Here is a 13,442-nt window from a genome sequence, read left to right on the forward strand (position 1 = left end):
TAGCCCGAATTACTGCCGAAGCTTCCAACGGCGATGGGTCCACAGCCACTGCTCGGGATAGCGCCGCACCAGATCCTCGATCAGCGCGTTGATCGCCCGCGTATTGCGCCGCACGTCGCGCTGCGCATCGTCACTGCGCTCCAGTTCGAGCGGATCGAGCAACACCACCCGGTGTTGATCCTCGTCGTGCCACACGCCGTAGCCCGGAATGATCAGCGCGTTTTGCTGCGCGGCCAGGCGCGCCGGAAAATCAAGCGTGCTCACCGCGCGACCGAAGAGGTCGACGAAGATCCCCTGTCCGCTTGGCATGTTCTGGTCGACCACCGCCACTGCCATCTCGCCCTCGTGCAGCCGTTGGACCACTTGGGTCTCCGAATCACGACCAGGGATCCAGGCCACCGCGTTGTCGCGACGGATCTGCACCATTCGCTCGTTGAGCAACGGCTGGCCGATGCTCCGGGCGACCAGGCTGATTTTATACCCGCGCTGGGCCAGCGCATACAGCGCCAGCTCCCAATCGCCCAAGTGCAGACCGACCAGGATCACCGGACGGCCCGAATCGCGGGCCGCGTCCAAATGCTCGAGCCCCTCGAAAATCACCCGCTGCTCGAAGAATGTCGCGTCGAGCATTGGCGCGCGAAGGTAGAGCATGATGTTGCGCGCGCTGATCTGCATGCTGCGCTTGAGGATCGCCGCGCACTGCGCGCGCGTCAGCTCGTCGCCTCGGGCCCACAGCAGGTTGCTCATCCCGATCCGCCGCTGTTCGCGCAGCAGGCAATGGCCCAGCAATCCCAGGCGGTCGGCGCTGTGCGTCGCGCCCTGCCAGGTTTTGGACCAGGCCCAGGCCTCGGCCAACCGCAGACCCGGCCGCAACGCCAGTCGCTCCAAGGCCCACTGCCCGGCACTGCGCTTGCGGCTTTGCGCCGCCGTCTTGTACAGCCGCGGCCGTTCGTCCGAAGGACGGGTTTTCCAGCGGCGGTGCATCCAGACCCACTCGGTGGGGTGTTCGACGATGTTGCGCTCGATCGCCGCGGTGTGCAGCGCGGTGTTGGCGCGCACGTCGGCCTCGGCCACGCCGCTGCGGATCAGCCTAAACGGCTCGCCGATGGTCACGCACACGTCGCCGCGCTCGTCGCGGGTGGCAAAGGCGGGCAGCACCGGAGTCTTGAACTTGAGCGCCAGTTTGGCCGCTGCGCTGGGCGTCCAGGCGCTACGGCCGAAGAACGGGACGAAGGTCCCCGGGACTTTGGTGTCCTGATCGATCAGCAGCCCAAGCACCTCGTTGTTCCTGAGCACGCGCAGCAGCTGCTTGGTGCCTGAGATGTCGCCGCGCTGCAGTACGCGCAGACCGCGGCTCTCGCGCCACTGGTTTAGCCGCTGGTTGATCCGCTCATCGTACAGCCCGCGCGCCACCACGTGCAGCGGATAGCCGTGCTCGGCAGCGCCCGCGGCGGTCGCCTCCCAGTTGCAGCTGTGCGAGGTGATGATGATCGCACCGCACCCGAGGTCCAGGGCGCGGTCGAGATTCTCCAGACCTTTAAAATGTACGTGATCCAGCAGCTGGACGCCCGGCGCGTCGAACGCCAACAGCTCGAACATCGAGCGCCCGAGCTCGGCGAACGATTCGCGGCCAATGGCAACGCGCTCAGCCTCGGTGGTCGAGCTGCCGAAGGCGATCCGCAGGTGTTTGAGCGCCAGACGCCGATCGCCGCGCACCACGCCGAACGCCAAGCGGCCCAGAATCGCTCCCAAGCGTCTGGCGCCGGGCACGCTGAGGCGTCGGCCCAGGCCGGTGAGCAGCCCGAACCCGAGAAACAGCGCGTTGTTCTTGATCCGTTTGACGTAACGGCGGGACGCCGCCATCAATCCTCTTCGATCCGCTCGTTCACGGTCTGAATTACGTCGGCGAGCGTCTCCCAACCCTCGACTTCGTCCTCGGCAATTTCGACTTCGAATTCCTCGGACAGCAGCTCGGCGAGCACTTCCAGGTCGTAGGGGTCGGCACCAAAATCATCGGCCAAAAAAGCGCCGTCCACTACTTCGTCGTCGTCCAATTCGAGGTGCTCGGCAACCAGTTCCCGAATGCGAACCTCGATGCTCATGGGCGGCTCCTAATTACTTTTGAATTTATCGATGAGGTAGTCGATCACGTCCTGAACCACGCTGACCTTCTCGGCGGCCTCATCGGGGATCTCACCGATGTCGAACTCGTCCTCGATGGCCATGATCAGCTCGACCACGTCCAGGGAGTCCGCACCGAGGTCCTTGATGAACTCGGCATCGTTGCGAATCTGGTCTGCGTCTATCTCAAGTTGCTTGGCAATCAGCTTCTTAACCTGTAGCTCGATCTCGACTGTATTCATGGCTCCTCCCCTTGCCTCCTGATTCAGAATCGCATGGACATTCCGCCGTCCACGCGCAGTACCTGACCCGTGATGTACGCGGCCTGCTCCGAGGCCAAAAACTCGACTGCCGCGGCCACATCTTCGGGTCGCCCCGGCCGCCCCAACGGGACCTGCTTCAACGCGGCGAGCCTGGTCGTCTCGTCCAGATCCGCGGTCATCGCGGTCTGGATCCAACCCGGCGCCACGGCGTTGACCGTGATCCCACGACCGGCCAGTTCCCTGGCCAGCGACAGCGTCAGCCCGATCAGCCCCGCCTTGCTCGCGGCGTAGGCGCTCTGACCGGCGTTGCCCGCCAGTCCGACCACGCTGCTGACGTTAACGATCCGGCCGCCGTGCTGTCTGATCATCAGCCGCGCCGCCTGTTGGGAGCACAAGTAGGCGCCCCGCAGGTTGACCGCCAACACCCGGTCGAAATCATCGACCTTCTGCAATGCGATCATCTGGTCGCGGCTGATCCCCGCGTTGTTCACCAGAACGTCGAGCCCCTTGGACTCGCTCTTGATCCTGGTAAACGCTTTCTTTACTCCATCGGGGTCCGAAACGTCAAACTTAATCAACTCGGCTCGCGCGCCGCGCTGTTTGACACGTTGCGCCGTGTCCGACGCCCCGACCTCGTCGCTGTGATAATTGATCCAGACCGTACCCTCAGGCTCGGCCAGGCGTGCGGCGCAGGCCGCCCCGATCCCCTTGGATGCGCCGGTGACCAGTACGGAGCGACCGGCCATCAGGCCAGCGCCTCGATCACCGCCGGCAGGTCTTCGGGCCGCTCGAAGCTCAACACCGGCAGTTCGTCGCTGATGCGCCTAAGCAGCTTGGTCAACACGCTGCCCGCGCCCAGCTCGATCGCCAGGTCCGCGCCGTGGTCGATCATCTGCCGCACCGAGTCCTCCCACAACACCGGGGAGACGATCTGCGCCACCAACAGCTCGGCCATCCGCTCGGGCGATTGGTGCGGCGCGGCCTCGACGTTGCTGTATACAGGAAACTGAGGATCGGTAAATGCCACCCGCTGGAAAAACGGCCGCAGGCCGTCGGCCGCGGGCTGCATCAGCGGGCAGTGGAACGGCGCGGAAACCGGCAGCTTGACCGCACGGCGTGCGCCCGCCGCCCGAAGCTCGGGCAGCGCCTCTTGCAGATCGCGTTCCAGACCGGAGATCACCACCTGGCCGCCGCCGTTGAAGTTCGCCGGCCAGACCCGGCCGCCGCGGCGGCGGATGTCGCGCAATACCTGATCGATCACCTTGGCGTCGAGACCGATCAGCGCGTACATCGAGCCCAGGCCCTCGGGAACCGCGTTTTGCATCAGACGCCCGCGCTCGCGCACGATCCGCGCCGCGTCCTCAAGCTCGAGCGCTCCGGCGACCACCAGCGCCGCGTACTCGCCCACCGAGTGACCGGCGGAGCAGCACGGCTGGATCGGTACGCGCTGTTTAAGGTAGGTCCAGGCGGCGACGCCCATTGCCAGCAGGCACGGCTGCAAGTTCGGCGTACTGCGCAGTTCGTCCTCGGGTCCATCGAAGCACAGCCGATGCAGCTCGACTCCCGAGGCCCATTCGACGCGTTCGAAGATCGAGCGGACCTGCTCGTCTTCCTCGCACAGAGCTCGGCCCATGCCGATCCACTGCGACCCCTGACCGGGGAACAGCAGCGCGACTCGGGCCACGGCCAAGGACTATTCCTCCTCGGCCTCGATTACCTGGCGTCCCTTGTACATGCCGCAATGAGGACAGGCATGGTGCGGCTGTGCGGGCTCGCCGCATTCGGGGCAGAGCATCGTGGTCGGCTCGGCGATCTTCTGATGCGTGCGGCGTTTGTCCCGGCGCGCCTTGGAAACTTTGCGCTTGGGAACTGGCATGATTACTCCTGACGGGCCTTAGGGCCTATTGAGCAGCCGCATGGGCCGCGATTAAGGTCGGCGCCGCACCTCGCGCAGAGGCCGCGGCAATCATTGCTACACAACAGCACCGAAGGCAAATTGAGATCAATCGCCTCGGCCATCGGCGCTGCCAAATCGACCTGTCCGCTGCCGTCCACCGGCAGCGTCTCAAGGTCGTCCGCTATCAACTCACGGACGTCCGAGGCGATCCATCTGCAGGGCACCTGCGCTCGAACGTCGATCGGTCCCAGACACCTGGAACACACGGCGGTGAACTCCAGCTCGATCCGGCCCTGGATCACCGCTCCCTGGCTGGTCAAATAGCCGCGCCCCTGGAAACAGCCGTCGCGCACCTGTTCGACATCGGGGTGGCCGCGCCTGATACACGCGGCCAGCCAGTCGGCGCACAGCTCGATCCGCAGGGGTCGCGGGGTTTGGGCAAGTTGACGCAGTGAAATCTTCTTAGGTTGCATGCCCTTGCCGCCTCGACCAGTGCAGGCGTTAATATAGTTTTTTCAAAGGTCAAGTCAAGAGTCAGCCCAGATTATTCATCAGCGGGCAACCGCCACGCTGCGCTTGACAGAGTATACACGGCACGCTAGCGTGCCGCCCGATGCTGCCCGAGCCGATTTTCATAGGATTGCTACTGCTCACCAGCGCCTTTGCCGGATTCGCCGGCGGCCTGCTCGGCGTGGGCGGCGGACTAATCAATGTCCCCGTTATCACATATGTTTTAATGCAATTCGGTCTGGACGTGAACAGTGCGGTCCAGGTTGCGATCGGCACCAGTCTGACCGTAATAATCTTTACCGGCAGCTCCTCGTCCATCACCTATGCGCTCAAGGGGCACACCGACCTACGCGTTGTGGCCGCATTGGCCCCGGCCGGAGCCGCGGCCGCCCTGGCGGTCTCGCTGTTGGCAATCAACCTGCACGGCGGACTGATCGCGCGGCTGTTCGGCGTATTCGGCCTGCTGGTCGCCTGGCGAATGTTCAGCGGCGAGCCGCGTTGGATCAAGGCGCGCAACTGGAACAGAGGCGGATTCGCGTTCATCGGAGCCCTGTCCGGCGCAATCTCCGCGTTGTTCGGTGTAGGCGGCGGCGTGGTCGCAGTGCCGATGCAGGAGCTCGTGATGAGGATCGACGCCCATCGCGCTCATGCCAATTCCTGCGTGCTGGTGACGATGCTGGCCCTGATCGGAGCCCTGGTGCGGCTTTGCAGCGGCCACCACGCCTCCCTGCCCCCGGGGAGCGTGGGCCTGGTCTATCTGCCGGCCGTGGCGCTGATGGCCCCGCCCTCGATCGCCTTTGCCTGGGCCGGAGCGCGGCTGGCCACGCGCACCGACCAAGCCAAGCTGCGGCGAATCTTTGCGCTGCTGATGCTGGCAGTGGGCGTAAGAATGATTATCCTGTAACCTGCGCCGAATTGAGGAGCGTAGTAATGAGCATCAAGACACGTTTTGCCCCCAGTCCCTCGGGATATTTGCACATCGGTGGGGCGCGCACCGCCCTGCTCAACTGGGCCCTGGCGCGCAAATCAGGCGGTAAGTTCCTGCTGCGGGTCGAGGACACCAACGAGCAGACCACCACCGACCAGAGCATCGCGGGGATCCTCGAGGCCATGCAGTGGCTCGGCCTGAGCTGGGATGAGGGACCGCTGTTCCAATCCAAGCGGCGCGATTTGCACCTGGAACACGCGGCGCGGCTGGTCGAGCAGGGCCGGGCCTATCGCTGTACGTGCAGCGCCGAACAGGTCGAGCAGATGCGCCAGAGCGCCCGCGAGCGCGGCGACAAGCCGATGTACGACGGCACCTGCCGCGAACTCGGGCTCGGGCCGGACGTGGGGCCGCACGTGATCCGTTTCAAGATGCCGCAAGAGGGGGTCACCGCGTTCCACGATCACGTCAAGGGCGACATCGAGTACCCCAACAACGAGTTGGACGACTTCATCATCGTGCGTTCCGACGGCTCGCCGACCTACAACTTCGTGGTGGTGATCGACGACGCGCTGATGGGCGTGAACTTTGTGCTGCGCGGCGAGGACCATCTGAACAACACGCCCAAGCAGGTCCAGCTCTACAACGCCTTGGGGTTCGACCTGCCGCAGTTCGCTCACATGCCGCTGACCTTGGGCAAGGACGGCAAGAAGCTCTCCAAGCGTCACGGCGCGGTGAGCATTCAGTACTACCGCGACGAGGGCTACCTGCCCCAGGCTGTGGTCAACTTCCTCGCGCGCCTGGGCTGGGCCTCGGGCGATCTGGAGACGTTCACCCCCGAGCAGTTCGTCGAGGCGTTCGACGTGCGCGGCATCGGCCGCTCGCCCGGAGTGTTCGACGTGGACAAACTCACCTGGCTCAACGGCTGGCACATCCGCCAGCTTAGTGACGAGCAGTTCGCCGCAGTGGCGCGGCCGTTTTGCGAGCGCCGCGGATTCGCCATCCCCTCGGACGAATGGTTCCTGGAGCTGGTGAAGCCGCTCAAGGAGCGCACCACGACCCTGGTGCAGATGACCCAGCTCGCCGAGTATTTCTTCGCGCCGCCCGCGACTTTCGAGCCCAAGGCCGTGCGCAAAAATCTCGCGCCCGAGTCGGCCGACGTGCTCGAGGCGTTGGCCCAGACCCTGGAGAGCGTGGAGCCGTTTGAAGACGAGCCGATCGAGCAGGCGCTACGCGAGCTGTCCGAGCGGCTCGGGCTCAAGCTGGGAAAGGTGGCTCAGCCGTGCCGGGTGATCATCTCGGGCCGCGCCGCCACCCCGCCGATCACCACCGTGCTGCGGCTGATCGGCCGCGAGCAAAGCATCGAGCGCATCCGCTCGCGCATCGACAATGTGCGCGACGGCTCCCTGCCCCTGACCGAGGCCGAATAGAGCGCGAATATTTTGGGTTCAACAATATTGGTAGGCGCTCGCGGGGGCGGCTTCGAGCCGCTGCAATACTCGCATATTTTCCTGGTCGTCTAGCGTCGACCCATGCCGCGACGCGGGATTGGTCGTTGTTAAAAACCAATCGCAATGCGCGAGGTTTTCTCCGGCTCTAAGCCGGGCGCGACAGCTCACTCCGCGCGTTCGTAAAAAACCCTCGCCTCCGCCCTAGCAGCCCTTGCCGCGTTCTTTGCTCAGGGCGTGTTCCAGGGCCTGGTCGATCTGGTTGATGTAGTGGAAGGTCAGATCGGCGCGCGCCTCGGCCGGGATGTCCTCGATGTCCTTTTTATTCTTGTCCGGCAGCACGATGCTGTGAATCCCGGCGCGTTTGGCAGCAAGGATCTTCTCCTTGATGCCGCCCACGGGCAGCACTGAGCCGCGCAGGGTGATCTCGCCGGTCATTGCGGTCTCGTGGTCCACAATGCGTCCGGTGAACAGCGAGACCAGGGCGGTGAGCAGGGTTACGCCGGCGCTGGGGCCGTCCTTGGGGATCGCTCCGGCCGGGACGTGCACGTGCAGATCGCGCTCTGAGAACAGCGACTCGTCGATGCCGAAATTGACGGCTTGGGAGCGCACGTAGCTCAGGGCGGCCTGGGCCGACTCCTTCATCACGTCGCCGAGTTTACCGGTCAACGTCAGCTTGCCCGTGCCCTTCATCATCGTGGCCTCGATGAACAGGATGTCGCCGCCGACCGGGGTCCAGGCCAGACCCGTTGCCACACCGCACTTGGCCGTACGTTCGGCGATCTCCGAATAAAACTTCTCGGACCCAAGGTAGGTACGCAGGTTGTCCGCGGTAATCGCCAGCGACTTGCTCTCGTCCGAGGCGATCTGTTTGGCCACGCCGCGGCAGACCGAGGCCACCTCGCGTTGCAGATTGCGCACTCCGGCCTCGCGGGTGTAGTCGTCGATGATCTTGCGCAGCGCGTCGTCATCAAAGCTGATCTGCTCGGGACTCAGGCCGTGATTGGAGATCTGCTGGCCCACGATAAAGCCCTTGGCGATGTGCAGCTTATCCTCTTGGGTGTAGCCCGGAATCTCGATGATCTCCATCCGATCGCGCAGCGGTCCGGGGATGGTGTCGGTGATGTTGGCCGTGGCGATGAACAACACCTCGCTTAGGTCAAACGGCACCTCGAGGTAGTGATCGGAAAACATGAAATTCTGCTCCGGGTCGAGCACCTCGAGCAGGGCCGAGCTGGGGTCGCCGCGCCAGTCCGATCCGAGCTTGTCGATCTCGTCGAGCATGAACACCGGGTTATGGGTGCCGGCGCGCTTGACGCCCTGGATGATCCGGCCGGGCAAAGCGCCGACGTAGGTCCGACGATGTCCGCGGATCTCGGCCTCGTCGCGGATGCCGCCGAGGGATACGCGGTGGAACTTGCGGCCCAACGCGCGCGCCACGGACTTGCCCAGCGAGGTCTTGCCCACTCCCGGAGGACCCACCAAACAGAGGATCGGACCCTTCATATCTTTCTTGAGCTTACGCACCGCGAGGTATTCGAGGATCCGTTTCTTAACCTTCTCGAGGTTGTAATGGTCCTCGTTGAGGATTTGCTCGGCGCGTTGGATGTCGAGGATGTCGTCGGTGCGCACCGACCAGGGGACGTCGAGCAGCCAGTCGACGTAGGTGCGAATTACGCCGTACTCGGCGCTCTGTTGGTTGATCTTGGACAGCCGGTCGAGTTCCTTGAGCGTAACCTTCTCGGCCTCTTCGGGCATCTTGGCCTCTTCGAGCTTCTTCCTCAGCTCGTCGGCCTCGCTCCCCTCGCCGGAGAGTTCGCCCAGCTCCTTTTGGATCGCCTCCATCTGCTTGCGCAAATAGAACTCGCGCTGGCCGCGGTCCATCTCTTTCTTGATGTCCGACTGGATCTTCTTGGACATCTCGAGCATCGCGACCTCTTTGTGCAGCACCTCGAGCACGGTGCGCAAACGGCTGCGCAGGTCGGTATCCATCAGCAGTTCGATTTTTTTATCGATCGGCAGATTGAGGTTGCTCGCGACCAAGTCGGAGAGCCCCGAGGCGCTTTCCATATCCTGGATAAACTGCGCGGCCTCGGTGGGCAGATTGTCGGAAAGCTCGACCGCCTTTTGCGCCATCTCCTTGAGCGAGTGCATCAGAGCCTGGACGTGGGGATCCTCCTCGATCGCCTCCTCGTCCATCGGGCTGATCTGCGCCAGCAGCGCAGGCTCGGTCTCGACCAACTGTTCCATGTGGATTCGCGAGACGCCCTGAACCATCACGGTCTTGGTCTCGCCGGGCATGTCGATCACCTTGAGAATCCGACCCAGGGTGCCCACATCGTACAGATCCTTCTCCATCGGGTCTTCGATGGCGCCGACCTTCTGAGCAAACACGCCGATCAAGTTATTATCCTGTTGCAACGAAAGCTCGATCGCCTTGAGCGTGCGCTTACGGCCAACGGTTAGCGGAATAATCGTATTGGGAAACATCACGGCGTTACGCAGCGGCAATATTGTCAGCTGGGACGGAACATCGACGATGCTGTTGGTTCTAAATTCCATTGGTAATCTACCTCCACGGGACGACCGGTTCATTCTATGAACAATAACCACGATACTCGCCAAAGCAACCGTAATCCCTGACAATCGTCATGTATCGGGGAAAATATCTTTTCAGCGCTCGCGCAACGCGTGCTAATCTGCCGCCATGGTTGAGAAAGTCACCGAAAGGATCTTCGTGGTCGGTGGTCCGGACCTGACCGATCCGGCAGACGCGCTGGTCTACCTGATTATGGACGGCAATACCGGCGTTTTAATTGACAGCGGCTGCGGATCGAGCGCAACCGAGATCGCCGAGGCCGTGACCGAGTGCGGCCTGCATCCCAACGAGCTGGATACAATCATCCTCACCCACGGGCACATCGACCACATCGGCGGAGCCAACGCGCTGAGCAGCATCAGCGGCGCGCAGCTTGTGGCTCACGAGCTCGACGCACCGGCAATGGAGACAGCGGACTTAAGGCGTACTGCCGCCTCAATGTACGGCCTGCTGCTCGAGCCGATCTGCCTTGATCAGATATTGCGCGGTGCCGGTGGCACCATCGAGGTCGGTCCGATCTCCATCGAATGGGCCCACACGCCGGGCCATACTCCCGGTTCGATTGTGCTCTATTTACAAGAGGATCAAGGATTGGTCATCTTTGGCCAGGACATCCACGGTCCGTTCTCGCCCGCCTTTGACTCCGACCTGAGCCTCTGGCGCGACTCAATGCAGCAGATCATGCAACGCCGTCCCGAGATCCTATGCGAAGGCCATGCCGGGGTGATTCGCGGCGCGGACCGCGTGCAGCGCTTCATCCGCCAGCATTTGGCATTACATTAACCTGGATTACTGATGAACAGACTGAAAATTGTGGCCCTCTGCGGCTCGCCGATCAAGAACGGCAATACCTGCCACTTTATCCAACGCGCGCTGGAACCGCTGCCAAGCTCTGAAGTTGATTGCGAGATTATCGAGCTTGCCAAATTGCGCATCGACGACTGCAACCACTGCAACTGGTGCCTGAAGAACAAAGACGAGGGCCGGATCTGCAAGATCGACGACCAGGCCGAGCCGATCCTGCACACGATCAAATCCGCGGACGTGCTGGTCGTGGCCTCGCCCGCGTACTACGGCCGCATGTCCGGACGCCTAGCCTGCCTGCTGGACCGCACGCGGCCGTTTATCTTCAGCCCTGCGCACCGCGGCTGCATGGCCGACAAACCCGGCGTGGCCCTGGCCGTGGGTTGGGGCCGCAACGCGGGGCTGGAGACCACATTGCAATCGATCGTCTGGAGCTTTTTGGTGCTTGAAATGCTGCCCGTGAGCCACCATAACAGCGGCGCACTGCTCGGCGCAGCCGGAATCTCCAACCCGCTTCTGGTCAACGCCGCGCCCGACGATAAACACGCCGTCGACTCGGACGTGGTCGGAATTTTAGCTGCCCAAGGCGTGGTCAAACGCGCTATCGACTTGGCGGGGCGGATAAACGGCTAAAGAAACCTTCTCAACCCATAAGCGCAGTGAATTTTATTAAATATCAGCAACGCGCTGGTGCCGTATCACGAGCTGCTCAACGATATGAGCACCGCGCCGATATCCGTGCTGCAAGTTCCCTACGGCTATGAGCAGAAGATGGACGACATCCTCGATTTCTTCGACGAGTATTTAAGAAACTGAGTTTACTCCATCCGCGAGCTCATACTTGGGAATCAGGTACGGGCCCTCGGGGATTACGGCCAGGCGCGAATCGCCGGACTGCTCGACGCTGCGCCACAGCGCGCGTTCCAGCGAGTCCACAACCTGCACGCCGGTCAGGCTGCGCTGTAAGGCGCTGAGCCCTTGGCTGAACAGATGTACGCCAAAGCGCCGTGTGGCGCGCAGTTGCATCTGGGTTTGCCACTCGTCAACCGCCGCGTTCCGTTTATCCAGCAGCCGCGCCAAAAACTCGTCGGGCCCCAAATCGATCAGACGTTGTTGGGCTTGGCAATACTCGGGCGACCCCAGGCCCTCGGAACAGGCCGCAGCCACAAACAGTGCGCCGCCGGGCTGCACCGCATCGGACGCACCGACCATCGCCTTGACCGCCTGGTAATAGGTGGCGTCCAGCGGATGTCCCGCGGCCGTGGTGACCACATTGGCAAAGCGCTCGTGAATCAACAGCTCGGCGTGGGCCCGGACGAACTCCACGGCCCGCGCATGGCTGCGTTCGACCTCGCCGAAATTGAGCAGGCAAACCCGGCGTTCCTCATCGAGCACCGTGTTGATGGCGTAGAGCGGCGCGAGCTTGCGCACGATCTGGAGCTGCTCGCCATGCAGCGGATTGTCGTTGATGTTGCAGTTGGTCACGCGCGGATCTTCAAGCAGCTGCGCGCTGTGCAGGCGTGTGATGGTGCGCTCGTGGGCCACGCCGGGCGCCACGAGTTTTCGGCCGCCGCTGTAGCCGGCCATGAAGTGCGGCTCGACCAGGCCCACGGCGATGCGCAGGTCGGCCTCGACCAAACGCTTGTCGAGCATAATCGGCGTACCCGCGTCGGTCGCGCCCAGGTCCGTGTGCTGCTCGTGGTCGCGCGCGTCGTGGTTGACGATGCGCACGTGTTCGAGCACCCACGGATCGTTTATCAGCTCGGCCAGCTCCGCGCCGAGGTTCGGGCGGTGCAGGCCCGTGGCGATCAGGATCGTGATCCGTTCCAGGGCCATGCCGTAATCGAGCAATCGGCGAATCAGCAGCGGCAGAATCAGCCCGTTGGGCACGGGCCGCGTGATGTCACAGACCAAAATGCAGGCGCTGCTGCATCCGCGCGCCGCCGCACTCAGCGGCTCGCCGCCGTCGGGTTGCTCCAGGGATTGCTCCAGCGCATGCAGCGGATCGTCGAGCACGGGCAGCGGCGGTTTGCGCAGCACGCGCACGTCCCACTCGTCGGGCAGGTGCAGCTCGTAGCCGTCGCGGCCGTAGCGCAGGTCGATTTTCACTGATGCGCCTGATTCATGCCTACCACTTGGCGTAGTGCTCCTCGCAGAAGCCGAACAGGCTGACCTCTGTTTTTTTACCGCCGACCTTGATCGTGCCCTCGAACTTGCCGAACGGCTGGTGCAGCGAGCTGGCCACCATCCCGAGGTTGACGTCCTCGAAGCGTTCGAGGTCGGGATGGAAGGTCAAATCAACAACGTGGTCCACTGAGTACACGTGCCAGGGTTTGCCCAGTACGTCGCGTTGATCGTAATCAAAGTTGACGCCGACCAGCATCTGCGGATGGCCACTAATCCAAACCGCGTTTTGCGTGTAGCCCGCTGCGATCAGCCCGGTGCTGAAGTTGATGCCGATCGGATTGCCCTCGTCGTCGTGGCCCACACCCGCGGCCCAGTTCCACGCGGTCTGACGCGGCGGGGTCGAGGCGGTCCAGTCCAGCAGCGCCAGGGCGTTTTTCGAAAACACGTACTCCTCGCCGTTGACCGTCACCTTGCCCTCGATCGGCAGTCCGGCGGATTTGTAGGTGTAGTGAAAGCCGAACATCGACTGGCGGCTGGCGGTCGAAACGCCGCTGCCCGGCTCGCGATAGACGATCTCGCCGCGCAACGCGTCGCCGAAATCAACGCTCAGCGCGCGACTGCCATCGACGATCGTGTTGCGGGCGCAGATCCGCGATTTGCCCTTGCCGATGCTGCTCTCGCCGTCGGTGGGCGATGCGGAGAACTGCGTGTTTTAGCCAGCGGCTTCTTGAGGTTGAACTCGGTGATC

At 63.1% G+C, this 13,442-nt stretch carries 14 protein-coding genes and 1 pseudogene; 5 read left to right on the forward strand and 10 right to left on the reverse strand.

Annotated features, from left to right (window positions below; translation table 11 throughout):
• Window positions 1–9 precede the first annotated feature (9 nt).
• The 7 genes from P9M14_06520 to P9M14_06550 are packed head-to-tail and all read right to left on the reverse strand — an operon-like array spanning window position 10 to window position 4,754.
• On the reverse strand, window positions 10–1,863 hold the full coding sequence (locus P9M14_06520; protein MDP8255385.1) for a hypothetical protein: 1,854 nt from the start codon (window positions 1,861–1,863) through the stop codon (window positions 10–12).
• Complete coding sequence (locus tag P9M14_06525) at window positions 1,863–2,102, reverse strand: phosphopantetheine-binding protein (GenBank protein MDP8255386.1); 240 nt, start codon at window positions 2,100–2,102, stop codon at window positions 1,863–1,865. The genes P9M14_06520 and P9M14_06525 overlap by 1 nt, the downstream gene beginning before the upstream one ends.
• Window positions 2,103–2,111: 9 nt before the next feature.
• Window positions 2,112–2,363: an acyl carrier protein gene (gene acpP / locus P9M14_06530; protein ID MDP8255387.1), complete on the reverse strand. Its 252-nt coding sequence runs from the start codon at window positions 2,361–2,363 to the stop codon at window positions 2,112–2,114.
• Window positions 2,364–2,386: 23 nt separating this feature from the next.
• Window positions 2,387–3,130, reverse strand: a complete 744-nt coding sequence (fabG, locus tag P9M14_06535; protein ID MDP8255388.1) for a 3-oxoacyl-[acyl-carrier-protein] reductase — start codon at window positions 3,128–3,130, stop codon at window positions 2,387–2,389.
• Window positions 3,130–4,068: an ACP S-malonyltransferase gene (fabD, locus tag P9M14_06540; protein ID MDP8255389.1), complete on the reverse strand. Its 939-nt coding sequence runs from the start codon at window positions 4,066–4,068 to the stop codon at window positions 3,130–3,132. Before fabD ends, fabG begins: the two co-directional genes overlap by 1 nt.
• A gap of 9 nt (window positions 4,069–4,077) precedes the next feature.
• The gene (gene rpmF / locus P9M14_06545; protein ID MDP8255390.1) at window positions 4,078–4,260 is read right to left on the reverse strand and encodes a 50S ribosomal protein L32; all 183 of its coding nucleotides are present in this window, start codon (window positions 4,258–4,260) and stop codon (window positions 4,078–4,080) included.
• Window positions 4,261–4,262: 2 nt separating this feature from the next.
• Entirely contained in the window at window positions 4,263–4,754 is a 492-nt protein-coding gene (locus P9M14_06550) for a DUF177 domain-containing protein (protein MDP8255391.1), read from the reverse strand.
• Between the two features lie 140 nt (window positions 4,755–4,894).
• On the opposite strand from P9M14_06550, the gene P9M14_06555 reads away from it, so the two are divergent.
• Both P9M14_06555 and gltX read left to right on the forward strand, forming a co-directional pair.
• Window positions 4,895–5,695, forward strand: a complete 801-nt coding sequence (locus tag P9M14_06555; GenBank protein ID MDP8255392.1) for a sulfite exporter TauE/SafE family protein — start codon at window positions 4,895–4,897, stop codon at window positions 5,693–5,695.
• 26 nt (window positions 5,696–5,721) lie between these two features.
• Entirely contained in the window at window positions 5,722–7,146 is a 1,425-nt protein-coding gene (gltX, locus tag P9M14_06560; GenBank protein MDP8255393.1) for a glutamate--tRNA ligase, read from the forward strand.
• Between the two features lie 222 nt (window positions 7,147–7,368).
• Here gltX and lon read toward each other — a convergent pair whose 3' ends face one another.
• Window positions 7,369–9,726, reverse strand: a complete 2,358-nt coding sequence (lon, locus tag P9M14_06565; protein ID MDP8255394.1) for an endopeptidase La — start codon at window positions 9,724–9,726, stop codon at window positions 7,369–7,371.
• Window positions 9,727–9,871: 145 nt separating this feature from the next.
• Here lon and P9M14_06570 point away from each other — a divergent pair, with 145 nt between their 5' ends.
• The 3 genes from P9M14_06570 to P9M14_06580 are packed head-to-tail and all read left to right on the forward strand — an operon-like array spanning window position 9,872 to window position 11,383.
• Window positions 9,872–10,546 carry an MBL fold metallo-hydrolase gene (locus tag P9M14_06570; protein ID MDP8255395.1) on the forward strand — a complete coding sequence of 225 codons (675 nt, stop codon included), beginning with the start codon at window positions 9,872–9,874 and terminating at the stop codon, window positions 10,544–10,546.
• A 12-nt stretch (window positions 10,547–10,558) separates the two neighbouring features.
• A complete protein-coding gene (locus P9M14_06575) occupies window positions 10,559–11,200 on the forward strand; it encodes a flavodoxin family protein (protein ID MDP8255396.1) in 642 nt (213 codons plus the stop codon).
• Between the two features lie 57 nt (window positions 11,201–11,257).
• Window positions 11,258–11,383, forward strand: a complete 126-nt coding sequence (locus P9M14_06580) for a hypothetical protein (GenBank protein ID MDP8255397.1) — start codon at window positions 11,258–11,260, stop codon at window positions 11,381–11,383.
• Here P9M14_06580 and larA read toward each other — a convergent pair.
• Together larA and P9M14_06590 are read right to left on the reverse strand one after the other, a co-directional pair.
• Entirely contained in the window at window positions 11,372–12,676 is a 1,305-nt protein-coding gene (gene larA / locus P9M14_06585; GenBank protein ID MDP8255398.1) for a nickel-dependent lactate racemase, read from the reverse strand. The genes P9M14_06580 and larA overlap by 12 nt on opposite strands.
• Window positions 12,677–12,695: 19 nt before the next feature.
• Window positions 12,696–13,391, reverse strand: a pseudogene (locus P9M14_06590) (DUF2804 domain-containing protein).
• Between the last annotated feature and the right edge of the window lie 51 nt (window positions 13,392–13,442).

The organism is Candidatus Alcyoniella australis, from assembly GCA_030765605.1.
GTDB classification, from domain to species: domain Bacteria; phylum Lernaellota; class Lernaellaia; order JAVCCG01; family Alcyoniellaceae; genus Alcyoniella; species Alcyoniella australis.

What these genes read in the sequence shown, in the direction of transcription:
- acpP (MDP8255387.1), bottom strand. Translation starts at nt 2,363, where the DNA reads ATGAATACAGTCGAGATCGAGCTACAGGTTAAGAAGCTGATTGCCAAG.
- fabG (MDP8255388.1), bottom strand. Translation starts at nt 3,130, where the DNA reads ATGGCCGGTCGCTCCGTACTGGTCACCGGCGCATCCAAGGGGATCGGG.
- gltX (MDP8255393.1), top strand. Translation starts at nt 5,722, where the DNA reads ATGAGCATCAAGACACGTTTTGCCCCCAGTCCCTCGGGATATTTGCAC.
- P9M14_06520 (MDP8255385.1), bottom strand. Translation starts at nt 1,863, where the DNA reads ATGGCGGCGTCCCGCCGTTACGTCAAACGGATCAAGAACAACGCGCTG.
- lon (MDP8255394.1), bottom strand. Translation starts at nt 9,726, where the DNA reads ATGGAATTTAGAACCAACAGCATCGTCGATGTTCCGTCCCAGCTGACA.
- P9M14_06550 (MDP8255391.1), bottom strand. Translation starts at nt 4,754, where the DNA reads ATGCAACCTAAGAAGATTTCACTGCGTCAACTTGCCCAAACCCCGCGA.
- P9M14_06525 (MDP8255386.1), bottom strand. Translation starts at nt 2,102, where the DNA reads ATGAGCATCGAGGTTCGCATTCGGGAACTGGTTGCCGAGCACCTCGAA.
- P9M14_06575 (MDP8255396.1), top strand. Translation starts at nt 10,559, where the DNA reads ATGAACAGACTGAAAATTGTGGCCCTCTGCGGCTCGCCGATCAAGAAC.
- P9M14_06570 (MDP8255395.1), top strand. Translation starts at nt 9,872, where the DNA reads ATGGTTGAGAAAGTCACCGAAAGGATCTTCGTGGTCGGTGGTCCGGAC.
- P9M14_06555 (MDP8255392.1), top strand. Translation starts at nt 4,895, where the DNA reads ATGCTGCCCGAGCCGATTTTCATAGGATTGCTACTGCTCACCAGCGCC.
- rpmF (MDP8255390.1), bottom strand. Translation starts at nt 4,260, where the DNA reads ATGCCAGTTCCCAAGCGCAAAGTTTCCAAGGCGCGCCGGGACAAACGC.